This window comes from Cupriavidus sp. 05T313 (assembly GCF_056396665.1).
This window is the reverse complement of the sequence record NZ_JBFTLX010000117.1, coordinates 1-23,377: the sequence shown is the minus strand read 5'-3', so window position 1 is coordinate 23,377 and position 23,377 is coordinate 1. Positions and strand designations below refer to the sequence as shown.

General features: G+C 64.9%; 25 protein-coding genes. 12 read left to right on the top strand and 13 right to left on the bottom strand.

The features are described 5' to 3' along the window. Window positions 1–594 (top strand): SRPBCC family protein (locus tag AC1DKD_RS23495; protein ID WP_477143768.1); only part of this gene is annotated, 594 nt, incomplete at its 5' end. A 17-nt stretch (window positions 595–611) separates the two neighbouring features. Further along, complete coding sequence (locus tag AC1DKD_RS23490; protein ID WP_428180391.1) at window positions 612–1,136, top strand: aromatic-ring-hydroxylating dioxygenase subunit beta; 525 nt, start codon at window positions 612–614, stop codon at window positions 1,134–1,136. Between the two features lie 26 nt (window positions 1,137–1,162). Here the strand turns inward: AC1DKD_RS23490 and AC1DKD_RS23485 are convergent, their stop codons facing one another. The 4 genes from AC1DKD_RS23485 to AC1DKD_RS23470 all read right to left on the bottom strand — a co-directional run bounded on the left by AC1DKD_RS23485 (window position 1,163) and on the right by AC1DKD_RS23470 (window position 4,292). Beyond that, window positions 1,163–1,693, bottom strand: a complete 531-nt coding sequence (locus AC1DKD_RS23485; RefSeq protein ID WP_441636523.1) for a MarR family winged helix-turn-helix transcriptional regulator — start codon at window positions 1,691–1,693, stop codon at window positions 1,163–1,165. 109 nt (window positions 1,694–1,802) lie between these two features. After that, entirely contained in the window at window positions 1,803–2,966 is a 1,164-nt protein-coding gene (locus AC1DKD_RS23480; RefSeq protein WP_441636525.1) for a glycosyltransferase, read from the bottom strand. After that, window positions 2,953–3,351, bottom strand: a complete 399-nt coding sequence (locus AC1DKD_RS23475) for a polysaccharide deacetylase family protein (protein ID WP_477143767.1) — start codon at window positions 3,349–3,351, stop codon at window positions 2,953–2,955. The genes AC1DKD_RS23480 and AC1DKD_RS23475 overlap by 14 nt, the downstream gene beginning before the upstream one ends. A gap of 164 nt (window positions 3,352–3,515) precedes the next feature. After that, on the bottom strand, window positions 3,516–4,292 hold the full coding sequence (locus AC1DKD_RS23470; protein ID WP_477104463.1) for a MipA/OmpV family protein: 777 nt from the start codon (window positions 4,290–4,292) through the stop codon (window positions 3,516–3,518). A 261-nt stretch (window positions 4,293–4,553) separates the two neighbouring features. Here AC1DKD_RS23470 and AC1DKD_RS23465 point away from each other — a divergent pair, with 261 nt between their 5' ends. After that, window positions 4,554–5,888, top strand: a complete 1,335-nt coding sequence (locus AC1DKD_RS23465) for an ATP-binding protein (protein WP_441636529.1) — start codon at window positions 4,554–4,556, stop codon at window positions 5,886–5,888. A gap of 5 nt (window positions 5,889–5,893) precedes the next feature. On the opposite strand, the gene AC1DKD_RS23460 is transcribed toward AC1DKD_RS23465, so the two are convergent. Next, a complete protein-coding gene (locus tag AC1DKD_RS23460; RefSeq protein WP_441636530.1) occupies window positions 5,894–6,400 on the bottom strand; it encodes an acyloxyacyl hydrolase in 507 nt (168 codons plus the stop codon). A 360-nt stretch (window positions 6,401–6,760) separates the two neighbouring features. Here AC1DKD_RS23460 and macA point away from each other — a divergent pair, with 360 nt between their 5' ends. From macA to AC1DKD_RS23445, 3 genes are read left to right on the top strand one after another with little or no spacing between them, the layout of a single operon-like run. After that, on the top strand, window positions 6,761–7,894 hold the full coding sequence (macA, locus tag AC1DKD_RS23455) for a macrolide transporter subunit MacA (RefSeq protein WP_441636532.1): 1,134 nt from the start codon (window positions 6,761–6,763) through the stop codon (window positions 7,892–7,894). Next, window positions 7,891–9,888: a MacB family efflux pump subunit gene (locus tag AC1DKD_RS23450; protein ID WP_477112011.1), complete on the top strand. Its 1,998-nt coding sequence runs from the start codon at window positions 7,891–7,893 to the stop codon at window positions 9,886–9,888. Before macA ends, AC1DKD_RS23450 begins: the two co-directional genes overlap by 4 nt. Beyond that, window positions 9,881–11,308, top strand: coding sequence for an efflux transporter outer membrane subunit (locus AC1DKD_RS23445; protein ID WP_441636357.1), 1,428 nt, complete (start codon window positions 9,881–9,883; stop codon window positions 11,306–11,308). The genes AC1DKD_RS23450 and AC1DKD_RS23445 overlap by 8 nt, the downstream gene beginning before the upstream one ends. 40 nt (window positions 11,309–11,348) lie before the next feature. Here the strand turns inward: AC1DKD_RS23445 and AC1DKD_RS23440 are convergent, their stop codons facing one another. Then, window positions 11,349–11,978, bottom strand: a complete 630-nt coding sequence (locus tag AC1DKD_RS23440) for a sterol desaturase family protein (protein WP_477143766.1) — start codon at window positions 11,976–11,978, stop codon at window positions 11,349–11,351. Between the two features lie 92 nt (window positions 11,979–12,070). Continuing rightward, window positions 12,071–12,778, bottom strand: coding sequence for a YebB family permuted papain-like enzyme (locus AC1DKD_RS23435; RefSeq protein WP_441636353.1), 708 nt, complete (start codon window positions 12,776–12,778; stop codon window positions 12,071–12,073). A gap of 116 nt (window positions 12,779–12,894) precedes the next feature. Here AC1DKD_RS23435 and AC1DKD_RS23430 point away from each other — a divergent pair, with 116 nt between their 5' ends. After that, on the top strand, window positions 12,895–13,644 hold the full coding sequence (locus AC1DKD_RS23430) for a helix-turn-helix domain-containing protein (RefSeq protein ID WP_441636351.1): 750 nt from the start codon (window positions 12,895–12,897) through the stop codon (window positions 13,642–13,644). Between the two features lie 556 nt (window positions 13,645–14,200). On the opposite strand, the gene AC1DKD_RS23425 is transcribed toward AC1DKD_RS23430, so the two are convergent. Next, on the bottom strand, window positions 14,201–14,788 hold the full coding sequence (locus tag AC1DKD_RS23425) for a type VI secretion system amidase effector protein Tae4 (RefSeq protein WP_441636349.1): 588 nt from the start codon (window positions 14,786–14,788) through the stop codon (window positions 14,201–14,203). Then, complete coding sequence (locus AC1DKD_RS23420) at window positions 14,781–15,362, bottom strand: PAAR domain-containing protein (protein WP_441636347.1); 582 nt, start codon at window positions 15,360–15,362, stop codon at window positions 14,781–14,783. Before AC1DKD_RS23420 ends, AC1DKD_RS23425 begins: the two co-directional genes overlap by 8 nt. Window positions 15,363–15,799: 437 nt before the next feature. Here AC1DKD_RS23420 and AC1DKD_RS23415 point away from each other — a divergent pair, with 437 nt between their 5' ends. Both AC1DKD_RS23415 and AC1DKD_RS23410 read left to right on the top strand, forming a co-directional pair. Further along, a complete protein-coding gene (locus tag AC1DKD_RS23415) occupies window positions 15,800–16,519 on the top strand; it encodes an SDR family oxidoreductase (protein WP_441636345.1) in 720 nt (239 codons plus the stop codon). Window positions 16,520–16,630: 111 nt separating this feature from the next. Next, a complete protein-coding gene (locus AC1DKD_RS23410) occupies window positions 16,631–17,608 on the top strand; it encodes an aldo/keto reductase (protein WP_477143765.1) in 978 nt (325 codons plus the stop codon). A 44-nt stretch (window positions 17,609–17,652) separates the two neighbouring features. On the opposite strand, the gene AC1DKD_RS23405 is transcribed toward AC1DKD_RS23410, so the two are convergent. After that, entirely contained in the window at window positions 17,653–19,017 is a 1,365-nt protein-coding gene (locus tag AC1DKD_RS23405) for an MFS transporter (protein ID WP_441636341.1), read from the bottom strand. A gap of 40 nt (window positions 19,018–19,057) precedes the next feature. Here AC1DKD_RS23405 and AC1DKD_RS23400 point away from each other — a divergent pair, with 40 nt between their 5' ends. Next, the gene (locus AC1DKD_RS23400; RefSeq protein ID WP_441636339.1) at window positions 19,058–19,321 is read left to right on the top strand and encodes a hypothetical protein; all 264 of its coding nucleotides are present in this window, start codon (window positions 19,058–19,060) and stop codon (window positions 19,319–19,321) included. Here the strand turns inward: AC1DKD_RS23400 and AC1DKD_RS23395 are convergent. Continuing rightward, window positions 19,291–19,644 (bottom strand): VOC family protein, encoded by a 354-nt coding sequence (locus tag AC1DKD_RS23395; protein WP_035859727.1) that lies wholly within the window; start codon window positions 19,642–19,644, stop codon window positions 19,291–19,293. The two genes, AC1DKD_RS23400 and AC1DKD_RS23395, sit on opposite strands and share 31 nt — an antisense overlap. Before the next feature lie 83 nt (window positions 19,645–19,727). Further along, the gene (locus AC1DKD_RS23390; protein WP_441636337.1) at window positions 19,728–20,513 is read right to left on the bottom strand and encodes a helix-turn-helix domain-containing protein; all 786 of its coding nucleotides are present in this window, start codon (window positions 20,511–20,513) and stop codon (window positions 19,728–19,730) included. A 106-nt stretch (window positions 20,514–20,619) separates the two neighbouring features. On the opposite strand from AC1DKD_RS23390, the gene AC1DKD_RS23385 reads away from it, so the two are divergent. Then, a complete protein-coding gene (locus tag AC1DKD_RS23385; protein WP_441636335.1) occupies window positions 20,620–21,381 on the top strand; it encodes a metallophosphoesterase in 762 nt (253 codons plus the stop codon). A gap of 300 nt (window positions 21,382–21,681) precedes the next feature. Next, a complete protein-coding gene (locus tag AC1DKD_RS23380) occupies window positions 21,682–22,152 on the top strand; it encodes a MarR family transcriptional regulator (protein WP_441636333.1) in 471 nt (156 codons plus the stop codon). Window positions 22,153–22,220: 68 nt separating this feature from the next. Here the strand turns inward: AC1DKD_RS23380 and AC1DKD_RS23375 are convergent, their stop codons facing one another. Beyond that, a complete protein-coding gene (locus tag AC1DKD_RS23375; RefSeq protein ID WP_441636331.1) occupies window positions 22,221–23,138 on the bottom strand; it encodes a LysR family transcriptional regulator in 918 nt (305 codons plus the stop codon). Between the last annotated feature and the right edge of the window lie 239 nt (window positions 23,139–23,377).

The window sequence follows — 23,377 nt, the reverse complement described above, 5'->3', positions numbered from 1 at the left end:
TCCTTCCTGGTGGTGTTCGGTCTCCTGGTGGCCGGCAATGACTCCGCCATGATCGCCGACCCGGTGCACGGCCGCCACGGCACCATGGCCTCGGCCAAGAAGGAAGACAAGTACGCCGCGGTGAGCGAAGAGAACAAGAAGGAAATGCGCTCGTTCCACGAGGGCATGCGCCTGCAGGATGACCGATTCCTGGAATACATCAAGGAGTTCGACTCGCCGTGGTCCGTCACCATGCAGACCATCTGGCCAAACCTGATCGTGCAGCGCGAAATGAATACGCTGGGCGTGCGCCAGATCGTGCCCAACGGCCCGGACAGCATGCTGATGCAATGGACCATGTTCGGCTATGAGGACGACAGCGAGGAGATGACGCGGCACCGCCTGCGCCAGGGCAACCTGATGGGACCAGCCGGCTTCCTCGGCCTGGAAGACAACGAAGCGATGAAGTTCGTGCAGGAAGGCGTGCGCCGCTCCAGCACCGACCGCAACGTGCTGAAACTGGACCCCGGCCACGTCGGCACCGCCAACTCGCTGATCTCGGAATCCGCGATCCGCGCCATGTACCAATACTATCGCAGCGTGATGGGGTTCTGAACAGCATGACACCAACCATGACACCGACGGCTCATACCCTCTACCGCCCCTGCAAGCTGGAGCCCGCGCGCGCGCAGGCGCTGCGCATGGAGATCGATGCCTTCCACGCCGAATACTGCGCCGTGCTCGATGCCGGCCTGGTGGAATCGTGGCCGGATTTCTTTACCGAGGATTGCATCTACCGCGTCACAGCAAGGGAGAACGTGGAACTCGGCATGCCCGTGGGACTGGTCTACGCCGAAGGCCGCGGCATGATGCACGACCGCGCGGTGGCGATCGCGCGCACCCAGATGTTCGCGCCGCGCCATATGCTGCATCTTGTCACCAACACCCGCGTCACCGAGGAAACCGCGTATGGCGAGATCCATGCGCAAGCCAGCTTCCTGCTGCTGCAGACGCTGGTCGAAGGTCCCACCACCATCCACATGGCGGGCACCTATCACGACCGTTTTGCCCGCACCCAGGGCAATCTGCTGCTGGCCGAGCGCCAGGTCGTGTACGACACCACCATCATCGCCAACGACCTGGTCTACCCGGTGTAATCCGCGCGCACGGTGCGCGCAACGCTTTACATGATGCGCAGCACCGTGCGGCTGTAGTCATTGTTGGCCTCCACCAGCGTCGCCAGCAGGTCCATGAACACCTTGCGCTGCGCCGGGCGCAACGGCGCCAGCATGCGCTCCTGCGCGCGTTCCATATCGGCGCGCAGCGACGCCACCACCTCCTGGCCTTCCTTGGTCAGGTGCACGTGACGCGTGCGCCGGTCGGCCGGATTGTCCTTGCGCTCGACCAGCCCGCGCTCTTCCAGCCTGCGCACCACATCGGCCGTGGTGGTGCGGTCGAAGCCCACTTCCTGCCCCAGCGAAGTCTGGTCCAGCCCCGGCAGCACCGATAGCACCGTCAGGATGGCGTACTGCACCGGCGTGATGCTCGCCGACTTGCATTCCTCGAAGAACATGGCCACGTGGATCTGGTGCAGGCGGCGCACAAGAAAGCCTGGCCGGGCCCAGAGAAGCTCCTTGGCCGGGTCCGCTTCGGACGGCGCTTGATCCTCGACCGGGGGCGCGGTGTGCGCCGTTTGACGTTTCGCGGTGGACATTCCATTCACCAAATTGTTAGCATGCTGACAAGTATAGACGAGTGGCCCCGACATGGTGCCGGAACGCACCATGCCGGAACGGCCATGATGCGGATTGCCGCCGCCCTTCCTAAGGTACGCCACGCTTTCCACGCCGCAATGCGGACAAGCAGTCCCGGTACAACTTCACCGTTTCGCGTCCGAGCGGCCCGAGCGAGAAATTCGCCTCCACCCAGCGGCGCCCGCGGCGCCCCATCCGCGCCGCGAGCATCGGATCCGCCGCGAGCTGGCACATCGCGCCGGCCAGGGCACCCGAGTCGCGCGGCGGCACCAGGACGCCGTGGTCGCCGTCGATGAAGGTCTCGGGAATGCCGTCCAGTTCCGTGGCAATCACCGGCTTGCCGCAGCTCAATGCCTCAAGGATGACGAGGCCCAGCGCTTCGCTGCCCACGGGCGGATGCACCAGGACGTCGATCGCCTGCATCAGCGACGGCACATCGTGCTCGAACGGGAGGAAGTGGATGCGTCCCGCCAGGCCCAGAGCATCGGCCTCCCGGCGCAGTTGCGGGATCAGGTCGCCTTCGCCAACGCAGAGGAAATGCGATCTCGGGTGCCGTGCCAGCACCTGCCCCGCCGCCTTGACGAAGTAGGACTGCCCTTTGCCGTCAGGCTGCTGCGCCCCGCCGATCAGCGCATAGATCAAGGCATCCTGCGGCAGCCCCAGCGCCTGCCGGACCCGACAGCGCCGCATGGCGACCGCGCGGAAACGCTCGGTATCGATGCCGCAATATATCCGCCTGAGCCGCAGCGTTCGTTCCGGGTCCACCCTTCGCAGGGATTCCTGCACCGCGTCCGATACGGCGATCACGCTGGAAAACGCGGCAAGGTAGCGGCGCGTCCGTTCCTTGAGCCGGGTCATCAGGTGGCGCGTCACCACCACCGCCGCTTTGCGGCCGGACAGCATCCATGCCAGGATCGCCACCCAATAGTCGCGCCCATGGTGGGCGTGGATGACATCGATCCGCTGCTCCCGGATCGTCCGCGCCAGGATCAGCGGCCAGACCACGCGCTTCGCGCCCAGCGCCATCAAGCGCACGCCCGGCATGTCCTGCGCGGCGACGATCCACCGGGCGCGGGAAGGCACTGCCAGGGTCACTTCGCAGTCCTGAAGCTGCAACGCCCGGCACAGTGAAAGCGTGTGGGAATCGACGCCACCGCCGTTGAGCAGCGAGTTGAGCAAGAGCACGCGCAACTGGCCGGAGGCCGGGTCCGGATATGGCTCAAGCCGATTCATGGCGAACCGCCTCCTTGCCGCGTTGATCCTCATAAGCGGTGGCGAGCTTCAGCAAGAACTGCCCGGTATGCGAGGCGCGCGAAACCAACACCCGCGGCAGGCCGAACAGGTTGCCACCGACAGCGGCGCGGCCGCGCTGCGTGGTAACGGCACTCTGGTATCCGGCGCCGCGCACCAGGTCCACGACGTGCTTGTCGAACTCGCCGAAGGGATAGCAGAAGTGCCGCACCGGCATGCCCAGCGCGGACTCCAGTTCATGCTTGCAGCCTTCGATCTGGCCGCGCGCGGCAACGGTGCCTAGCCGGGTCAGGTCCACATGCGTGCGCGTGTGCGCGCCGACCTCCATGCCGGCCCGGGTCCAGGTACGTAGTTCGTCCAGCGTCATCAGCGGCTTCTCCGGCACGCCGATCGATGCATCCCAGGAATTCCGCCACCACGAGGCCGCGCATCGGCGTGCCGCGAGGTGGCGGCGCGTCGATCTGGTGATACATCAGGATGGGGATTCGCGGCTTCATGTCTTCCCTCTGCGAATGAAAGTCGGATGCGATGCTAGAAGCTGTAGTTGAGCGAGGTCAGCCCGACATATGACTGCCTGGACTGCACGATCGGGCTGTTTGCGCTATCGCCCAGCAGGCGGCTCACCGAGACAATGCTGTGCACCGACCAGGCGCGCGATATCTCATAGCTCCAGGACAGCGACAGGCTGGCGCGGTCGAAACCCGCCTTGGTGGAATAGGGCCGGAAGCTGCTGTTGGCAGCCTGCGCGTCGGTCACGCCGAAGAAGGTCTGCGTATAGCGCCGCGAGCCGTAATGCAGGCTGGGACTGATGCTCACCAGGTGCCGGCCGGCCTTGTACACCGGCACGTCCATGTCGATATGGCCGCTCAGCCCGCGATCCCTGTTGGTCAGCGGCGCATCGAGGGTGATGCTGAGCGTGGCGTCGCCATAGATAGGCATGCCGACCTGGAACGCTCCCATGAACGATCCGGGGATACGGCCCATGCCTTTCAGGTAATCCGAACCGGGCAAATCGACTCGCTTGCGGTCGGTACGCCCAACGTCATAGTCGAGGCCGACAGAGGCGAACATGCCGTTGGAAAACTTGTGACCGTAGCCAATCCCCCCGCGCAGCGGGCTGACGAAAAACCCGTTGCCGAAATCCGCGCTGAACAGTGGCCCGATCACCGGCCTGTATTCGTTACTGCCTTCGTATCGCGGTGCCGCGCCGGCGACCAGCCCCACGGTGTAGACGTTCTCCGCCTGCACGCCGGCGCAACCGATTCCGCTGGCTAGAATTGCGCCGGTCCTTACATATTTACCAAGCATTCGTTTCACCCATGGCCCCTTGAACAAGCCCCAGAGTTTAGGGACGGGGGGCTACCCGTGTCTGTTGGAAAGTGACGCGAATATGTGCGGAATTGTGCGGATTTGTCTGGAGTTTATTTCGGCGCCAATTGGCAATTTGATCGCCGCTAGAATCGCATCGCCCAAGACGGCGATCGCGTAGCCTCGCGCGTTTCCGACGCACGCAAATCCGTTCACAATAGCCAGCGCCGGCCTGCCTGGCAGGAAGGAGTCAATGAATCCATGGTTCGCTCACTGCTCAAGCTCTACCTGGTGCTGATCCTTGGCGTAGCCGCCGGGCTCGCCGCGATCGACCATGTGCTGGTCCCGGCCTACCACCAGCAACTCAGCGAGACGGAACGCGAGAGGGAAAAAAGCTACAGCTACCTGCTTTCCCTCTATCTGGAGCGGTACGAAGGCGACGGGCGCCGGGCCGAGCTGACCAGGCTGCAAGACCATGCGAGCGAGAGCTTCGCCCTGATCGGCATGGACGCCGCGGGCCATCTTGGCGAGCGGCGGCTGCGCGACCTGCGCGATGGCAAGCTGGTATTCGGCACGGACGGCGACGACGCCTACCTGCCTTTGCACGATGGCCAGATCCTGCATATGAGCAAGCGGAATCTGGACTACACCAATATCGAGCTCATTGCATATGCACTGCTCGCCGGCACCACCTTGCTCGCCGTGGTTGCCTGGCTCTTCTATCACTGGCGCGAACTCAATGCCTTGCGCGAGGCGGCAAAGCAATTCGGCAGTGGCAAGCTCTCGACACGCGCCGGCTTGTCCAGGCGTTCCAACGTCTATCAGCTGGCCCGCCAGTTCGATGACATGGCGTCCCGCATCGAAGCCTCGGTCCTGCAGCAGCGCGAGATGATCCATGGCATTTCGCACGAACTGAAGACGCCGATCACGCGACTGGAGTTTGGCATTGCCCTGCTGCGGTCCGGCGACGCAAAGCAAGACCCGGCGCGGCGCGCCCGGGGCCTCGAAAAGCTGCGCGTGGATGTGCGGGAGCTGGACGAACTGGTGACAGAGTTGCTCACGCTCGGCCAGCTGGAGCAAGGCGCGACACCCGTGAGGCCAACGCTGGTCACCAGCGCGGAGATGATCGATAGTGTTGTCGCCGTCGTTGCGCGGGATACGGCAGACCGGGGGCTGGTCCTGCATGTGCGCAACAGCCGCCCGTATGCGCGCCACCTTTGCGACCCCCGCCTGGTGACGCGGGCGCTACTCAAGCTTTGCCGCAATGCGATCCGCAACGCGCGCGGCACCGTCGCCATCGAGGCCCATACCGATGCCGCCGGCACCCTGTCCCTCGTGGTCGAGGACGACGGCCCGGCCGTACCGCCCGAAGAGAGCGCGCGCATCTTCGAGCCCTTCCATCGCACCGCAGGCAGCGGCGACCGCCTCAACCGCGTCGGCCTGGACCTGGCGATCGTCCGGCGCATCGCGATGGCGCATGGCGGCCAGGTTTCGCTTGGCAGCGGCGAGGCAGGCGGCGCGCGGTTCGTGATCACGCTGCCCGCCCTGTACGCCTCGCCGGACACCGATGCGCGAGCGGCCGCGCAACCGGGCTGACCCGCTCAGAAACTGCGCGTGTAGGTCAGTTGAAAGACATCCAGCCCGGGATTGGGCCGCTTAATGCCCGCGTTGGAGAAATGCGAGTACCTGAACCCGATGCGATCCGCTCGCGATACCTGATACCCCAGGCCGACATGGTCCCCAAACTGGAAGGCCGTACTGATCTGCTTGCCGGCGAAGCTCGCGCCGCTGAATGCCGTCAGGCCCACCCCTGCCTCCAGGTAGATCCGCTCGCTCACCCAGCAGCGCAGCATCGGAATGGCGCTCGCTTGCCAGGCGCTGGCGGGCGTGCGGCCGCCGTTCGCCCACCAGTAGGACACGCCAAGCTCGCCGGTCAGGTCCAGGCGGCCCCAGCGCCCGCTGAACTGGTGGCTCCATAACGGCGAGCTTTCCCAATTCAGCGAGAGGCGCTTGTAGCCGTCGCCAAACCCCAGATGCATGCTGACCGCCCCCGGCAGGAACCGAGGCTGCGGATCCGCTGCATTTGCCAGTTCCGGTACACCGAGCATGGACAAAGCCACGCAGAGCGCGCCGCGCCATTTCATTCCCCTGGTGCCACCTGCCCGCCCGCCATCCGGATTTCGTACATCGCATTATTCATTGACATAGGCATTCATGATTCCCAATAAATGACCGGTCACGATACATAGAAATCCATAAATAATGATTAGAAAATCGTCCTGTTTTTGTGCATAAGTGTGCAGGCACTGGCCGCGCCTTCCCGCCCGTGCTGCCGGTCTTGCCAGGGGCAAAGACAAACAATCACGTCCTGGCACACTTTCATACAGTTAAGAATGGAATTCCMACAGACATGGCCGCGTCTGGCATCGAGAATGCGAGCCYGCCATTCCATCACGCACTCCAACCAGATGTCTAAAGAACCAGGACGTCTCCGGCGCCCCGTCATCGCCGCGCTGACCGCACTATCCGCCTTGGCCGCGCTGGCCTTCTGGCACCTGACGCCGGCCACGCAGCCCGAGTACATCACGGCGCTCGTGACCCGCGGCGACCTGGAGGTCTCCGTGCTGGCCAATGGCGTGCTGCAACCTGTGCGCCAGGTCGAGGTCGGCGCACAGGTCAACGGCCAGCTGAAATCGCTGAAGGTCAAGCTGGGGGACAAGGTCACGCGCGGCCAGCTCCTGGCGCAGATCGATCCCGTGCTGCTGGAGAACGCCCAGCGCCAGGCCGTCGCGGCACTGGCCAGCGGCAAGGCGCGGCGGGAGGCCAAGCTGTCGCGCTTGCGGCAAGCCCGCCTGCACTGGCAACGCCAGCGCGGCCTGCAGGCGCAGGAGGCGGCATCGCACCAGGAGCTTGAGATCGCCGAAGCCGACCTGCGCGCGCTGCAGGCCGAGCTGACCGCGCTGGATGCCGACATCGCCCAGCTGGACATCAAGGCCGAGTCGGCGCGGATCGATCTTGGCTATACCCGCATCGTCGCGCCGATGGATGGCGAGGTGGTGGCGCTCAATACGCTGGAGGGCCAGACCGTGGTGGCGTCCTACCAGGTGCCGACCATCCTCAAACTGGCGGACCTGGGCGCCATGACCGTCAAGGCGCAGGTGTCCGAAGCCGACGTGATCCGCATCGGCGACGGGCAGGCGGTCTACTTCACCATCCTGGGCGAGCCGGACCGGCGCTATCATGCGCGGCTGCAGGCCATCCAGCCCTCGCCGGAGAAGATCAATAACGCCGTGTTCTTCAACGCGCTGTTCGACGTGCCGAACCCCGAGCACAAGCTGCGCATCGACATGACGGCCCAGGTCGCGATCATGCTGGGCGAGGCCAGGAACACCCTGCTGGTCCCGCTGGCGGCGCTGGGCACGCGCGACAAGGATGGCACGGCTGCGGTACGGGTGCTGCGCGCAGGCCAGCACGTGGAGAGCGTGCAAGTGCGCACCGGCCTCGCCAACAACGTGCACGCCCAGGTGCTCTCCGGCCTGGTGGAAGGCGATCGCGTCATCACGGGCGATGCCAGCGCCATGGCCGGCAAGGGGGAGCCATGACACAGGCGCCCCTCCTGCTGCTGCAACACGTGGAGCGCAGCTACCGCGCCGGCGACCAGGACATCCCGGTCCTGCGCCAGATCAGCCTGGCCATCTGCGCGGGCGAGATGGTGGCCATCGTCGGCGCTTCCGGCTCGGGCAAGTCCACGCTGATGCATATCCTGGGCTGCCTGGACCAGGCCAGCGCCGGCCGCTACCTGGTAGCCGGGCAGGATGTCGCCGTGCTGGACGACGATGCGCTGGCGCGCCTGCGCCGGGAGCGCTTCGGCTTCATCTTCCAGCGCTACCACCTGCTGGCCCGGCTATCCGCGGCGGAGAACGTGGAAGTGCCTGCCATCTACGCCGCCACCGACCGCGCCGCCCGCCGTGCCCGCGCGCTCCGGCTGCTGGCCCGGCTCGGCCTCGGCGACCGCGCCGGCCATCGCCCCGCCCAGCTCTCCGGCGGACAGCAGCAGCGCGCGAGCATCGCCCGCGCGCTGATGAACGGCGGCCAGGTCATCCTGGCGGATGAGCCCACCGGCGCGCTGGACAGCCACAGCGGGCAGGAAGTCCTGGCGATCCTGCGCGAGCTGCATGCGCTCGGCCACACGGTCATCATCGTGACGCACGACATGGGGCTCGCGCGCAACGCCGGGCGCATCATCGAGATTGCCGACGGCCGTATCGTGGCCGACCGCGCCAACCGGCCGGCACCCTTCCCTGCCACCGGACAGGTGAACGCCCCCCGGCCGCCGGCCGCGGAGCCGGTGGCCAATGGCAGCGAAGGCGATGCTCCACCGTGGCGCACACGCGCGTGGCATGGATTCACCGAGGCGTTCGCCATGGCCTGGGGCGCGCTGCTCGCGCATCGCATGCGTACTGCGCTGACCATGCTGGGCATCATCATTGGCATCGCATCCGTGGTGTCCATCGTGGCGATCGGCGAAGGCGCCAAGCGCTATGTGATGAACGATATCCGCGCCATCGGCGCCAATACGCTGGAGATCTTCCCGGGCGCCGACTTTGGCGACGACCGCGCCGCCGGCATCCGTACCCTGGTGGAAAGCGACATCGACGCCTTGCACGCGCTGCCTTACGTGGACAGCGCCACGCCAGTCACCAGCAAGGTACAGCGGCTCAGGCACCGCAACGCCGACGTCAATGCCTCCGTGCACGGCGTGGGCGCGAGCTTCTTCCGCGTACGCGGCCTTGGCATGACGCAGGGCGCGCCCTTCCGGCCAGACGAGGTGCGGCAGCATGCGCAAGTGGTGGTGATCGACGAAAAGACGCGCCGCAAGCTATTCGGCAACGTGACGCAGGTGCTGGGCAAGATCGTGCTGGTGGGCAGCCTGCCCTGCGTGGTCATTGGCGTCGCGCGCGAGAAGAAAAGCATGTTCGACGACAACGGCAGCAGCCTCAACATCTGGCTGCCCTACACCACGGCTGGCAGCCGCTTGTTTGGCCGGGCGCATTTCGACGAAGTCTCCGTGCGCATCCGCGACGGCCAGCCCAGCGCGGCGGCGCAGCACGGCATCGAGCGCGTGCTGACGCAGCGCCACGGCAAGAAGGATTTCTTTACCTACAACATGGACAGCATCGTCAAGACCGTGGAACGTACCGGCCAGGCGCTCACCCTGTTCYTGTCGGCGGTGGCGGTGATCTCGCTGCTGGTTGGCGGCATCGGCGTCATGAACATCATGCTGGTCTCCGTGACAGAGCGCACCAGGGAGATCGGCATCCGCATGGCCGTCGGCGCACGCCAGCGCGACGTGCTGCTTCAGTTCCTGACCGAAGCCGTGCTGGTCTGCATGCTGGGCGGTGCGATCGGTACCTTGCTGGCCTATCTGATCGGGCTGGTGCTGGCGCTGCTGATGCCGCAGTGGCAGATGGTGTTCTCCGCAAGCGCGGTGGCTGGCGCTTTCGTGTGCTCGTCGCTGATCGGCGTGGTCTTCGGCTATATGCCGGCGCGCAATGCCGCGCGCCTGCAGCCGATCGAGGCGCTTGGCCATGAATAGCCGCCCGCGCAAGCTGCCGGCGAGGCGTCCTTTCTCGCTGTCGATGCTGCTGTCGATCATCGCGCTTGCCCTCGGTGGGTGCGCCGAGTTGCGCCCGCCTGTTGAAAACCCCGCGCTGGAAGTACCCTGGCAGTGGCAGCATGCGCCACGGCATTTGCTTGCCGCGCCTGCCGCCGGTGCCCTGGGGCCGGACGCGTGGTGGCAGTCCTTCGGCGACCCGCAGCTCAACGCGCTGGTGGCGTCGGCACTGGAAACCAACAACGATCTCGCCATTGCCGCGCTGCGGCTAGAGCGGGCCCGCTTGCTCGCGGGACTCGCCGGCACCAGCCGCCTGCCCGAGGTTGCGGCGGAGGGCCGGGCTACGCGCCAATGGGGGCTGGACGGCGGCGGGCGGCGCGACCAGTCGGCCATCAATGCCACCGTCAGTTACGAAATCGACCTGTGGGGGCGGCTGGCCAGCCTGCGCGGCGCCGCGGACTGGGAGGCTCGGGCCAGCGCAGCCGAACTCGAAGGCGCGTCGATCACTCTGGCCGCCACCACGGCCACGCTGTACTGGCGTGCGGGGCTGCTGAACCAGTTGATCGATATCTCGGACCAGAGCCTCGCGGACGCGCGGCGCACGCTGGAACTCATCGAGGCGCGCTACCGTGCCGGCGCGGTCTCCGGGCTCGACCTGGCGCAGGCCGAGCAGCAACTGGCCGCGCTGCTCGCCGAACGCACCAAACTGGACCAGGAGCGCAGCGAGAACCGCCAGGCCCTGGCCATCGTGTTCAACCGTCCACCGGAGCACGGCACGGCCGAGCCGCCGGGCCTGCCCACCAATGCGCTGCCGCGCATCGCGCCCGGCATCCCGGCGGCAGTGATCGGCAGGCGCCCCGACGTGCGGCAAGCGGAATGGCGCCTGCGCGCCGCTCTTGCGGACTCTGACGCTACGCGCGCCGGCTTTTATCCCAAATTGACGCTGACCGGTCTCGTCGGCACCAGCAGCGCGGCGCTAGCCTCGTTGCTGCGAGATCCCACCGCCCTGCTCGGCGCGGGCCTGAGCCTGCCCTTCCTGCAATGGGAGAAAGCAAGGCTGACGATACAGGTCTCGCAAAACGAATACCGGGAAAAGGTGGTGCGCTATCGCCAGTCGCTGTACACGGCGTTCGCCGAAGTGGAGAACGCGCTGTCCGGCCATGCCAGCCTGGCACTACGGGATCAGCGCCTGGCTGAATCCCTGCAGGCGGCGAGCCGGGCCGAACGGCTCGCCGCGGTCCGCTACCGGGCCGGCGCCACCGCGCTCCAGCCGTGGCTCGACGCCAAGGAAACGCGGCGCACGGCCGCGATGGCGGCGGCGCGGAATCGCTTCGACAGGCTCGTCAATGTCGCCACCCTGTACAAGGCGCTGGGGGGCCCGCCGGTGGAGGGAGATGGGTGAGGCTTGCTGGGTGTGGGCCGGTGCCAGGATCATGAAGATGTCACGGACCATCTCCCTGGTGAACATCCCCAAAGCGCAGCATCTTCCCGAGTTGCTGCTCCCTGTCGTCGTCGAAGCCACAGGTCCCGTCCCACGAGCGCGGGYTCTCGTACGTACCGAAAAGCATGTCCCACCATGTGATGTCGCCATAGTTGTTCTTGTGGCGCCCGGATTCGTGGTGGATGCGGTGCATTTCGGGACGCTGGAAGATGAGCCCGACCCACTGGGGCGTCCTGCAGTTCGTGTGATAGAAGAACTCGCCCGCAGCCGTGCACAGCGTATAAACGGCACCGGCTTCGGGTGACAATCCCAGTAACGAATACACGAGCAGACTGCCGATCATTGAGTTGACGACCATTTCTCCCGGGTGCTTGTAAAAGGAAGTGATCACCTCAAGTCGTTGCGGGCTGTGATGAATCTGGTGAAAGCCGCGCCAGAGCAGATCGTGCTCGTGCCGCCAGCGGTGCCACCAGTAAAACACGAAGGTCGCGATGAAATAAGCCACCAGGCCGCCGGCCACCGGCGACATATGCTTCGATAGATGAAAGACAGCCCGCGATGAAAGCCACTTCTCCCATGTCAAGCCCGCCGCGATCACAACGCACAGTTGGACGCCGTTGAGCGCTAGCACGCGAACGGGTCATGTCCGCACGCGTGGCAGTGTCCAGCCGATATGCAAGCGCTCCAGCACGAAACAAAAGGCAAACAACGAAAATACAATGATCAGCATGACGGTGTCCCCCGCTTTGCCGCCGGCTGCCGTGTTCTTACGGCATCCCTCTGCGTATCGAAGACAATGTGCATGAGCGGGCTTCGAAGCAAGCTCGCCGGCGTGACGGTGCACCGTTGCCACGGGATACGGCCGAGGTACCAGAGACGCCAGAATGCGAGCCTCGGATGCGAATTGTGACGCAGTAGCATTGCGAACGTCTCTACCTCGCCAATCTCAATATCCGTCGCTTCCCGGATGACTTCACGAACAAAGCGAGAACAAAACTGGCGGCGCGAATTCACGTTGAATCCGGTGTCGTAGAGGGTGCCCATCCTGCTAACAGCTGCCGCGATCAGCATGCTGCGATGCGCATCGCTGAGCGGTGTTGTGAGTCTTGCGACCGCACATCTTCCATGTTCGGAACGCTTCAGGAAAGACGTCATCGGCGTTGTCCGCGCAAGAGGAAACGTGCTCTCCGCAATTAATGGATCATCGCAGCGGTTGTCAACAATGATCCCAACGTGATTCGTCCATGAGTTCGTCGCGCTCGCCACTTCCAGGAAAGGTCGTGCAGTCACACGGATGAAAATCAGGTCTCCAATCTGAAGAGCGCCCGCCGGAGGTCCACCCGGCAGTTCAGACGTGCACGGCGTGGGGGGCGAACCCGCGCGCATGCCAACCATACGGATAGTCCTGATCATCCTGGCGCCTATGGTCATACTGGCCTCCTTGCTTTTCCAATGGCGCGCAGTATGCGAGGAGGTCGCGAATTTCGCACCTTCTTTTCCAGAAAGTGCTTACAATGATACTTTTGGTATCGTATATCAATACTTTCATGACCGAGGTTACTCAGCTCATTGCGACCATCAAGCAGCGCCTCAAAGCTGCGGGAATGACTTATCGCGACGTTGCGCAAGCGCTTGGCCTATCGGAACCTAGCGTGAAGCGCCTGCTGGCTGGCGGACGCCTGACGGTCGAGCGACTCGCCCAGTTCTGCGATCTGCTCGGTCTAACGATGGCGGAATTGCTGCAAGAAGCAGAGTTGTCACTGCCGCGCCTGCATCAGCTTACGCGTGAACAGGAAGCGCAACTCGTATCGGATGAGAAGTTGTTGCTGGTGGCCGTGTGTGCGCTGAATCACTGGTCGCTGGAAGACATGATGTCGGCCTATCGCCTGTCGATAACCGAGTGCATCAAGAACCTGCTCGTGCTGGACCGGATGGGCCTGGCGCATCTGAAACCGGGAAACCGGATACGTCTGCTCGTCGCGCGGGACTTCGATTGGTTGCCGGACGGCCCTATCCGGCAATTCTTTTTGCAGCAGGGCTTACCCGATTTCATGGATAGCGGATTCGACGGGCCTGACGAGACCATGAACTTCGCTCACGGCATGTTGACGAAGTCCGCATACTCCCATTTGCGGGTCGAACTGGACAGGATGCGCAGCAAGCTGGCAGCGCTGCACAACGAATCCGCGGCCGCCCCTCTGACTGAGAAACGCGGAACCGCGCTGCTGCTAGCAATGCGTGTATGGGAACCGGATGCGTTCAGAGCGCTTAAGCGGATTCCTGAAGCGGGGGGGTAGCCGATAGGCGGAAATAACGCCGGGCGGTCCACAAACCCTGAAATCGCAGCACGGACGGGACGTCCGTTTGTCGAACTCGGCCGCCGGACCATCCCCGGAACTCACACCCTCATCCTGCCCACCGCCACCCGGTCCGCCTCGGCACTCTCACCCAGGAATTCGGCGAAGAACCAAAGCTATCCACCACCCTGCCGGCCATATTCGTCGTGGACACATTCACCATCGCCACGGCGCAGTCCACTTCGGGGGAGATTGTTGCCCCTTGCAGTTCATTTGATTGAACAAGTGGCCCAAGTAAGCGCCAAGACAATCGCGGAGACCATCGCGAGTACGCCCACGCTGGCCCGGCGTCGCCAGACCGGTGTTCGATTCGGCCTCATTGCCAACCCTACGGCGAGCGCACCCACAGCGGGCATAAGGACGGCTGTCCCGATCATGCCAAGCGCGATCCAGGTCGGACAGAGTTCGTTGCAGCGTGGAGTCCAGAAGCGCCACAACGCCATGCCGATCGCCACGCCAATGAAGGCTGATGCCGTCACCACGAATAGCCTTGCCCTCACTTCACCTCCCAAAACAGTATCTCTGTTGCCTTGCCAAGATCAGAATAACCAGGTCCGCTTTCCCATCCTAGGTTAAAGCGGAAGAAGTTGGTCGCCGCTCCCCTGATACTCCCTGACGTCATCCGGGATCCGTTCCACAGGTCGATATGACCACCGCTCTGGCCCGACTCGCCGTCCCGCGTCCAGTAGTTCTTGAACGCAACTATGCCAGTGCGCCCGTTGATTTTCTTCTGCCAGTCAGCTCCGGTGATGTTCTCCGGTGCGCCGATGCCAGCCAGGGGCTTCAGCCGCAACCATTCCGCCATCTCTGAAGCCAGAACAGCCGTGCGCTTGCCGTCCAGGCGAATCTGGCCCTTGCCACGGAATGACTTCATTTCTATCCCTACCCTATGCAGGGTCACGCTCATCCGAATCGCGCACTGATTCTTAAAGGCGGGCGGCACGTCTCCTGTCTTGGGATCGACGTATGGCGTTCCTCCCGGATAGGCCGCCCACAATTCGGCAAATGAGACAGTCCTGAGCTGCACCTCCGCTTTGGAGTCCACTTTTGTATTGGTCGGCACCTGCTTTTTTTTGTTAGGCATCTTCGTCTCCAAGATGCTTTTCCAACGCTTCATCCCCCCAATAGACCGTCAGCGAGCCGGTGGCCATCGTAGCAATGCGAGGCAGCCGTCCCTGCTCGTCCGTGTGGCCGAACAATCCGCGGCCATCTGACGTTTCCACAAAATACGGATAATCGGCAATTGGTCCGCTCGGACTCACCGCTATCACCAACTCGTCGAAATTCTCCGGAACCTGCGCTCCCGTAGCTGCGACTCCCGCAATACCTGAGCCACGCATCTCGGATGCACCATCGCGCGCGCCCATATCCTCGAACCACTTCTCGCCGGCAAGCTCTGCAACGATGCGCTGTGGGCGTGGGCACTTGCACATCACCACATCGCCGTCCAGGGCAATCTCGCCCATGAACTGCATCCGACGCGGCCCGCCCGCCTTGGCAATTGTGCCGGTGCTCTTGCAGGCTTCGCAGTAAGCCAGGCCTCCGATCAGTGCGGCCTGGTGGCCGGCATCACCAAAACTGCAGCGTCGGCTTGCATATGGCAGGATCGTCCCGCCGCGCTCCAGTGCGTCGCCAACGCAGGCAATTCTTCGCATCATGGCTGGGCCTCCCAAATGCCGGCGGTCCGCTTGTCTTTCTGCATATGCTCTCCCTCTGGGTTGTTCACGGCGGGCAGGTGCCTGCAAACATTTACGCCCAATGCACCACCGAAATCAATCAGACGAATCCGAATCTGCAATGACAATTTTCGTTATGCATGTCTTGCATGCGAATCCTAAAAAAACGCCCATGCTGCTTCTGCGTGCGGCAATGCACTTAATGAGATCGACGACATTTGGCGACTGTGCTCATGAGAAATGCTTAGTTCATTGGATCGCGGTTCGGGAATATAGTCCGTGGACCCTGGCGCCATGGCAGGGCATCTCCTTTCCGCCACTGGCGCCTCAGCAAACCGCCGAGAATGCACTCACCGATGAACGCACTGCCAGACCCTGCACATCAAGCCGATTATCAAACCCGGCAGAAATCCACCGGGATGTCCGGCAAGACCGCAGTCATCATCGGCGGCACCTCCGGCATCGGCCGCGCCGTGGCGAACCGCGTTATCGCGGCCGGCGGCGCGGTAATCCTCGGCGGCCGCTCGCGAGAGACGCTCGACGCGGAGCTGGCCCGCATCGCCGCGGCCGGCGGCACCGCCTCCGGCCATGTGGTCGACATGGCCGCGCAGGAATCGGTAGCCGCGTTCTTCGCCAGGATTCCCCGCCTCGACTACCTGTTCGCGCCCGGCGCGGCCTACCAGGTTGCCTCCATCCACAGCGATGACCACGACGCGGTGGAAAGCCCCTTTCGCAGCAAGTTCTGGGGCCAGTACCACGCCGTGCACGAAGCCGTGCCCAAGATCTCGCCGGACGGCGCCATCGTACTGATGTCCGGCGCCGCGGGCGCGCGACCTATCAAGGGTGCCTCGGCGTACGCGGCTTGCAATGCCGCCATCGAAGGCCTCGGGCGGGCCCTTGCGCTGGATCTGGCGCCGGTGCGGGTCAATACCGTTTCGCCGGGGACCATCGACAGCGACCTGTGGCAGCGCCGCCCTGCCGAGTTGCGCGCGCACGCCTTCGACAGCTACAGCCGCAGCACCGCGCTTTGCCGGGTCGGCGGCGTGGACGAAGTGGCCGACGCAGTGCTGTTCCTGTTCGGCAATGGCTATACGACGGGAACGACCCTGTTCGTCGACGGCGGCTACGTGTTGCCCTGACCGCTGCCGCGCGTGGCGCCGTCGTCCTCGCCGGAATTCGCATACCATGCCGGAGTGCGCCGAAGGCCCGCTGCCGGCGGCCGGTATCAATGACATCGGAGGAGAGACGAGATGGACTATGTGAGCTTTGGCTCGACGGGACTGAAGRTATCGCGGCTGTGCCTGGGTTGCATGACCTATGGCGTGCCGGAGCGCGGCAACCACCCCTGGACGCTTGGCGAGGAAGCCAGCCGCCCGTTGATCCGGCAGGCGCTGGAAGCCGGCATCAATTTCTTCGATACGGCCAACGTGTATTCCGACGGCACCTCGGAGGAAATCGTCGGCCGTGCGCTGAAGGATTTCTCCAGCCGCGACGACGTGGTGATCGCCACCAAGGTGCATGGCCGCATGCGTCCCGGCCCGAACGGGGCGGGCCTGTCGCGCCGCGCCATCCTGGCCGAGATCGATAACAGCCTGCGCCGGCTGGGTACCGACTATGTCGACCTGTACCAGATCCACCGCTGGGACCCGCATACGCCCATCGAGGAAACCCTCGAAGCGCTGCATGACGTGGTCAAGGCGGGCAAGGCGCGATATATCGGCGCTTCGTCTATGTATGCCTGGCAGTTCTCCAAGGCGATCTACACCTCGCGCCTGCATGGCTGGACGCAGTTCGTCAGCATGCAGGACCATGTCAACCTGCTGAACCGGGAGGAAGAGCGCGAAATGCTGCCGCTGTGCGCCGCCGAGGGCATCGCGGTGATGCCGTGGAGCCCGCTGGCGCGCGGCCGCCTGACACGGCCGTGGCAGGCCGGCAGCGCCCGCGAGGAAAGCGACGCGTTCGGCAGGTCGCTCTATCGCCATACCGAGGAGGCGGACCGCAAGGTAGTGGAGCAGGTGCACGCCATTGCGCAGGCGCGCGGCGTGCCGCCGGCGCAGGTCGCGATGGCATGGCTGGCGCAGAAGCCGGGGATCACGTCGCCGATCCTTGGCGCGTCGAAGCCGAACCATATCGAGGATGCCGTGGCGGCGCTGTCGCTCGGGCTGACCGGCGCCGAGATCGCCGCGCTGGAAGCCCCCTATGTGCCCCACGCGCCGGTGGGCTTCTGAGCCGGCCGTCATCGTGGCCGCCCCCGGTGGCTACCGGTGGCCGGTCACTCTCCGGACGGCTGCATGGCAGCCGCGCCGGTATCGCGCGTGATCAGCCGCAAACCGCTGGCAATGCTGGCCACGCCGGCGAAGCCAGCGCCAATCCCGAGCGCCAGCGTGGGCCCGTGGCGGCCCGCGATGCCGAAGCTCAGCGCTACCAGCGCCGCGCCGGTGGCCTGGCCAAGCAGGCGCGCGGTCGCGATCACGCCACTGGCGCCGCCGCTGCGCGAGCGCGGCGCGCTCGACATCAGCGCGTTGAGGTTAGGCGACTGGAAGAAGCCAAAGCCCGCGCCGCAGATGGCCATGCGGATGCCGATATCCAGCGCACTGGGATGCGCCGGCAGCAAGGCCAGCGACGCCATGCCCATGCACATGACGGCCAGCCCGACGCCGCCAAGCAAACCCGGCGGATAACGGTCCGACAGCCGGCCCGCCAGCGGCGCCATCAGCGCGACAACCGCTGACCACGGCGTCATCAGGAAGCCGGTCTCGATCGGGCTGCGCCCGAGCACGCTCTCGAAATAGAACGGCAGCGATACAAAGGCCAACCCCTGCGCCGCGAACGAGAAGATCGCGGTCATGGTCGACAGTGCAAACATGGGGCGCTTGAGCAGGTCGATCGGCAGCATTGGCGCGGGATGGCCGCGCTCGCGGCGCAGCAGCAGCACGAACGCCACGAGGAACAGGGCCACCGCCGCCAGCGACTGATGCAGTGGCGCGCGCTGCGCGCCCTCCCCCAGTGCAAAGATCAGCGAGGCGAACATGACCACGTTCAGCCCCGCCGCGACGCGGTCGAAACGATGCGCGCCGCGCACCGTCTGCGGCAGCGCGGGCCATGCGATATAGAGCGCCAGCAGGCCGATAGGCAGGTTCACGGCGAACAGCCAGGGCCAGGGTCCGAGCGAAAGGATGATCGACGCCACCGTCGGCCCGACCGCGAACGATACGCCAACCACCAGCGCATTCAGCCCGACCCCTCGCCCCAGCCGGTGTGGCGGAAAGATCGCGCTGATCAGCGCGGCGTTCACGCTCATGATGGCGCTCGCGCCGACGCCCTGCAGCAGCCGGGCGGCGGCCAGCGTCGGCAGCGACCAGGACAGCGCGCAGACCACCGAAGCGGCGATAAACAGGATCAGCCCGCCAAGGTACACACGCCGGTGCCCGACGATGCCACCGAGCGCGGCGAAGGGCAGCAGCGTGGCCACCATGGCAAGCTGGTAGGCATTGATGACCCACACGGATGCCGCGGGCGTCGCGTGCAGGTCGGCCGCGATGGCCGGAAGTGCTGTGTTGGCGATCGCCGTATCGAGCGTGGCGAGGGAGACTGCCACCAGGATGGCAGCCATGCCGCGGCGTTCGAGCGGCGTCATGGCCACATCCGCGGCACGGGCTGGGGGATTGGAATCCGCAATGTTCGACACTGTCTTCACCGGTTACCGCCGCGGCCGGACCGCGCCGATGCGCCACCGCCCTGCCGCTACAAGCTACTCGCTATTGTCTGATACATGGAGCATGGTTAATGCGCGCGAAATGGGGGAAAACGGCAAAAAACGGCGAAAACCATGGCAAGCCAACACAATACGGGAAAACGCGAACATCTGCTGGCGGCGCGCCCGCCGCCAGCTTTCAAGTGCCGGCCAAGCCTATGCCGCGGACCACACCGCCAGTTCGTAGCCGTCCGGGTCCCGGAAGTGGAAACGCCGGCCGCCCGGGAACGAGAACACCGGCCTGACCACGGTGGCGCCGGCAGCTTCCACGCGGCGCTGGGTCTCGGCCAGGTCGTCGGCATAGAGGATCACAAGCGGTCCGCCGGGGCGGACCTCTTCGCCGGTGGTGAAGCCGCCGGTCAGCCGGCCATCGCTGAATTCGCAATAGGTAGGGCCGTAGTCGGTGAAGGTCCAGCCAAAGACCCCGCCGTAGAACGCCTTGGAACGGGCGATGTCGCTGACGTTGAATTCGATATTGTCGATCTGACGGTCCTGGCCTCTGGTTCCCATGGCGACTCCTTGATGTCGGATGTTGGATTGATGGGCGCCATGATCGCCCAGGCACAGCCAAAAAGCTTGAATAAAACGGCCACTCAAACCCGCAGCTGGCGCAACAGGGCCGTCGCGGTCATGCCGCACAGCGACTGGATCTCCCGGCTCAGGTGCGCTTGATCGGCATAGCCCGCGTCCGCGGCCAATGCGGCCAGGCCGCCATCCGCCGATACTCGCGCCAGCGTCAGCGCGTGCTGGAACCGCAGGATCCGCTCAAGGGTCTTTGCGCCATAGCCGAAATGCTCGATGCTGCGGCGCCTGAGCGTGCGTTCGCTGAGGCCCAGCCGGCGCGACAGCTGGGGCATGGTCTCGCCCGCCGTGCCGGCATTGGCCTGCACCAGGGAAAAGATGGCTGCCGCCTCGCGGCTCGGGGTGGCGACACGCGGCGCCAGATTCGCCAGCTGGCTCTGGAATACCTCGGCACGTTGCGTGCCGGCCTCGGCCATCCGCCCGGCAAATTCAAGCGCGCGCCGGCCCCACAGGTCGGCAAGGTCGACCTCGCAACCGACAATGTCCGACAGGGCCAGGCCCAGCCAGTGCGGCGCGGCGCCAGGCTGGAAGCGCGCGCCCAGCACCGTCGCGCCCGGCGCCAGGTCTGGCCTGGCCGCCGTGATGTCCGGCCCGACGACAAGCAGCCGGCCGTCGCGCCAGAGCAGATCCACGCAGCCGTCCGGCACCACGGCGACCGCCCCGGCGTGACCGGCCGGCAAGGCGCTGGCCCATACGCACTGGAAATGCGCCTGCAGTTCCGGCCGGGGCGTGGCTTCGCAATACCGGCCAACGGTGCCGGCCAGCGCGGGCACCTCTCGCGAATCGCTTGCTTGCATTACTCTCTGTCCGGGAGAACTTACGGATTGCAGGCAATGCCCGCCAATAGTCGAATGCTGGAATAGTGGATTAGCGGCATTATCCCATTCTGCAAAGGAGAGACTTATGAAGATAGGATTGGTTTCGGACCTGCATCTTTCGGTTTATCCGATGGACTTTCCGAACCCCGATGTGGACGTGATGATACTGGCCGGCGATATCTGGCGGCCCAGGGAAGCCATGGCGTGGGCCGCCGCCGCGCGCCTGCCGACGCTGTATGTGGCGGGCAACCATGAGTTCTACGGCAGCGACCTGGCGACCACCATGGACGCCCTGCGCGCAGGCGCGGCCGGAACGAGCGTGCAGGTGCTGGAACGTACCGAATGGCACTACCGTGGCGTGCGCTTCCTGGGCTGTACGTTGTGGTCCGACTACCGCCTGTTCGCCTCGGCGCAGCAGCGCGAGGATGGCCTGCGCGACGCCCAGTCCCTGATGCGGGACTTCTCCCGAATCCGCGTGGCGCCGGATTTCGAGGAGCGCTTCACGCCCGCCACGTCGCAAGCCCTCTTCAGGGATTCGGTAGCCTGGCTGGACGAGCGGTTCCAGGCCGGCCACGACGGCAAAACGGTCGTCATCACCCACTTCGCGCCGTCGCCGCTGAGCATCAGCCCCAAGTTCGCCGGCTCGCACCTCAATGCCAGCTTCGTCTCCGACCTGAGCCGGGAGATCCAGGCCTGGCAGCCGGACCTCTGGGTGCACGGCCATACGCACGACAGCTTCGACTACAAGGTGGGCGCCACCCGCGTGGTGTGCAACCCCCGGGGCTATGCGCGCGAAGGCAAGCTCGAGAATCCGCGCTTCGATCCCAATCTTGTCATCGAACTGTGATAGGCCCAGGATCGGCCTGACATGGGCAACGCAGGCCGGATCGCCGCCGCGTTTGCGGCGCGGGCGCTGCGTCATCCCGCAGCCGGCAATCCACTTGGGACTTTCCCTTGGTTTGCGGCACAAAGCGCACTCTTTGACCTTCCTTCCGGAACGGGCATCTCGCGATCGGCGCCGTTGTTTGCTACTGTCTGGTCCGCAGGCAAGCAAGGCGGGCCTCGCCCGCCACATCCCTGTGCCGTCCGGGCCGGCCACGCACCGGCCCCTGGTCTGGCGGCAAGCTCGAAACAGGAGACAACATCAATGAGGCCCAGGGCTCTGGAACCGACCGAATCAGTACTTCTTGCCTTGATGGACAGCGTGCGCGAGTGGCAGCGCGTGCTGGACCAGACTCTCTCCGATGTAGGACTCGACTATTCCAAATGGATCTTGCTTCGCGCGATCCGTCAGGACGAGTTCGTTCGCCACGAGCCCCATCTTGGCCCGATGCTGATTTCCGCTCCACAGTCTGAAAACCTCCTGCACACATTGCACGCGGATCACTGGATCGAGTTCGATCCCGCCGGCCAGCCCTTTATCCCCGCGGGCGCCGTACCCAGGGTAGAGCGTGTGTGGAGCGGCATGAAAGCACTGCACTCGGTATCGGTAGCGCCGTTCAGCACCGAGGAACGCACCGCCCTCACCGCTTCCTTGAGGCGCATGAAAGCCACCTTGCACGATCACAGCCTGCGCCTTGGGCGGCAGGCGGAACAACGGGTGGAGCCGGCGCACTGATGCGTGCTTGCAGGGGYGGCAACGCCAGCCCCCGGCAAGCGGCATCGGGAGCGCTGCGACCAATGCCCCTACCTGCCGCCGTTGAATAACGGCGATGCTTCGATGCGTTCCAGCATGCCGCGCGCCGCGCTGGTCAGTGGCCGGTTGGCCCTGACGATCAGGCGCGATTGCGCGGCCTCGAAGATGGGATTGGTGGTACGCAACGCAACCAGTTCGCCTTTGGCGACTTCCTTCACCACCGAGTTCGCCGACGTGAAGGTCAGCCCGAGGCGGCACTCGACGTAACGCTTGAGCGTCAGGATCGAGTTGGCGACGAAACTCGGGGTCAGGACGATATTCTCGGAAAGCTCCGCCATCTCGATCAACTGGCGCAAACCGAAGCCCGGCGCCATCAGCGCGACCGGATAGCGCGCGACGTCCTTCAGCGCGGGCCGCTTGCGCTGGCGCGCCAGTGGGTGATCCGGCCAGGCGATGACGCACAGCGGATGCGTGCGCGAATTGACCACGCGAACGGCGGGATCCGCGGGCGGGCCGAAGACCACGCCGATATGCGCGTCGTCATGCGCCACGGCGCGCACCGCGTCGGAGGCGCCGGCCACGCGCAGTGAGACGCGGATGCCGGGATGCTGGCGGCAGAATTCGTCCACCACGCCGCTCATCAGGATATCGACGAAACCTTCGCTGGCGACAAGCTGGATGTCGCCGCGCTGCAGGCCGTTTACCTCATCCAGCCGGGTCATCAGCGCCTGCTCGCTGGCCTGGCGGTCGCGGCAATGGTCCATCACGATGGCGGCGATTTCGGTGGGGACGATGCCGCGGCCTTTGCGTTCCAGCAGGGCTACGCCGAGTTCTGTCTCCAGGAGCTGGATCTGGCGGCTGACGATGGAGGGTTCGACGCCGAGGCGTTCGGCGGCACCGCGGACGGAGCCGGTGGTGACGGCTTCGAAGAAGTATTGCAGGCGTCGGGGGCTTAGGCCGCCTTCCATTTTTTGGTTCCTTGGTTTTTGGGTGGTTGGTTTGTGGTGGATGGCTTCGAAGGCTTTGCTACAACTTCAACTTCAACTTCCAAGGCTTAAAACCTTAAAGTCAAGGGCGGTTTCACCCCCCTGCGGGGGGCGACCTACTTTCTTGTCTTGCCAAGAAAGTAGGCAAAGAAGGCGCGCCGGATGGGGCGACACCCCCTCGGGATCCGGCGAAAAGAGCGGCCGGGACCCAAACTCGCATC

Coding starts and splice junctions, on each gene's coding strand:
- AC1DKD_RS23490 (WP_428180391.1), top strand. CDS start 612: ATGACACCGACGGCTCATACCCTCTACCGCCCCTGCAAGCTGGAGCCC.
- AC1DKD_RS23485 (WP_441636523.1), bottom strand. CDS start 1,693: ATGTCCACCGCGAAACGTCAAACGGCGCACACCGCGCCCCCGGTCGAG.
- AC1DKD_RS23480 (WP_441636525.1), bottom strand. CDS start 2,966: ATGAATCGGCTTGAGCCATATCCGGACCCGGCCTCCGGCCAGTTGCGC.
- AC1DKD_RS23475 (WP_477143767.1), bottom strand. CDS start 3,351: ATGACGCTGGACGAACTACGTACCTGGACCCGGGCCGGCATGGAGGTC.
- AC1DKD_RS23470 (WP_477104463.1), bottom strand. CDS start 4,292: ATGCTTGGTAAATATGTAAGGACCGGCGCAATTCTAGCCAGCGGAATC.
- AC1DKD_RS23465 (WP_441636529.1), top strand. CDS start 4,554: ATGGTTCGCTCACTGCTCAAGCTCTACCTGGTGCTGATCCTTGGCGTA.
- AC1DKD_RS23460 (WP_441636530.1), bottom strand. CDS start 6,400: ATGCTCGGTGTACCGGAACTGGCAAATGCAGCGGATCCGCAGCCTCGG.
- macA (WP_441636532.1), top strand. CDS start 6,761: ATGTCTAAAGAACCAGGACGTCTCCGGCGCCCCGTCATCGCCGCGCTG.
- AC1DKD_RS23445 (WP_441636357.1), top strand. CDS start 9,881: ATGAATAGCCGCCCGCGCAAGCTGCCGGCGAGGCGTCCTTTCTCGCTG.
- AC1DKD_RS23435 (WP_441636353.1), bottom strand. CDS start 12,778: ATGACCATAGGCGCCAGGATGATCAGGACTATCCGTATGGTTGGCATG.
- AC1DKD_RS23430 (WP_441636351.1), top strand. CDS start 12,895: ATGACCGAGGTTACTCAGCTCATTGCGACCATCAAGCAGCGCCTCAAA.
- AC1DKD_RS23425 (WP_441636349.1), bottom strand. CDS start 14,788: ATGCCTAACAAAAAAAAGCAGGTGCCGACCAATACAAAAGTGGACTCC.
- AC1DKD_RS23420 (WP_441636347.1), bottom strand. CDS start 15,362: ATGATGCGAAGAATTGCCTGCGTTGGCGACGCACTGGAGCGCGGCGGG.
- AC1DKD_RS23415 (WP_441636345.1), top strand. CDS start 15,800: ATGTCCGGCAAGACCGCAGTCATCATCGGCGGCACCTCCGGCATCGGC.
- AC1DKD_RS23405 (WP_441636341.1), bottom strand. CDS start 19,017: ATGACGCCGCTCGAACGCCGCGGCATGGCTGCCATCCTGGTGGCAGTC.
- AC1DKD_RS23400 (WP_441636339.1), top strand. CDS start 19,058: ATGTTCGACACTGTCTTCACCGGTTACCGCCGCGGCCGGACCGCGCCG.
- AC1DKD_RS23395 (WP_035859727.1), bottom strand. CDS start 19,644: ATGGGAACCAGAGGCCAGGACCGTCAGATCGACAATATCGAATTCAAC.
- AC1DKD_RS23390 (WP_441636337.1), bottom strand. CDS start 20,513: ATGCAAGCAAGCGATTCGCGAGAGGTGCCCGCGCTGGCCGGCACCGTT.
- AC1DKD_RS23385 (WP_441636335.1), top strand. CDS start 20,620: ATGAAGATAGGATTGGTTTCGGACCTGCATCTTTCGGTTTATCCGATG.
- AC1DKD_RS23380 (WP_441636333.1), top strand. CDS start 21,682: ATGAGGCCCAGGGCTCTGGAACCGACCGAATCAGTACTTCTTGCCTTG.
- AC1DKD_RS23375 (WP_441636331.1), bottom strand. CDS start 23,138: ATGGAAGGCGGCCTAAGCCCCCGACGCCTGCAATACTTCTTCGAAGCC.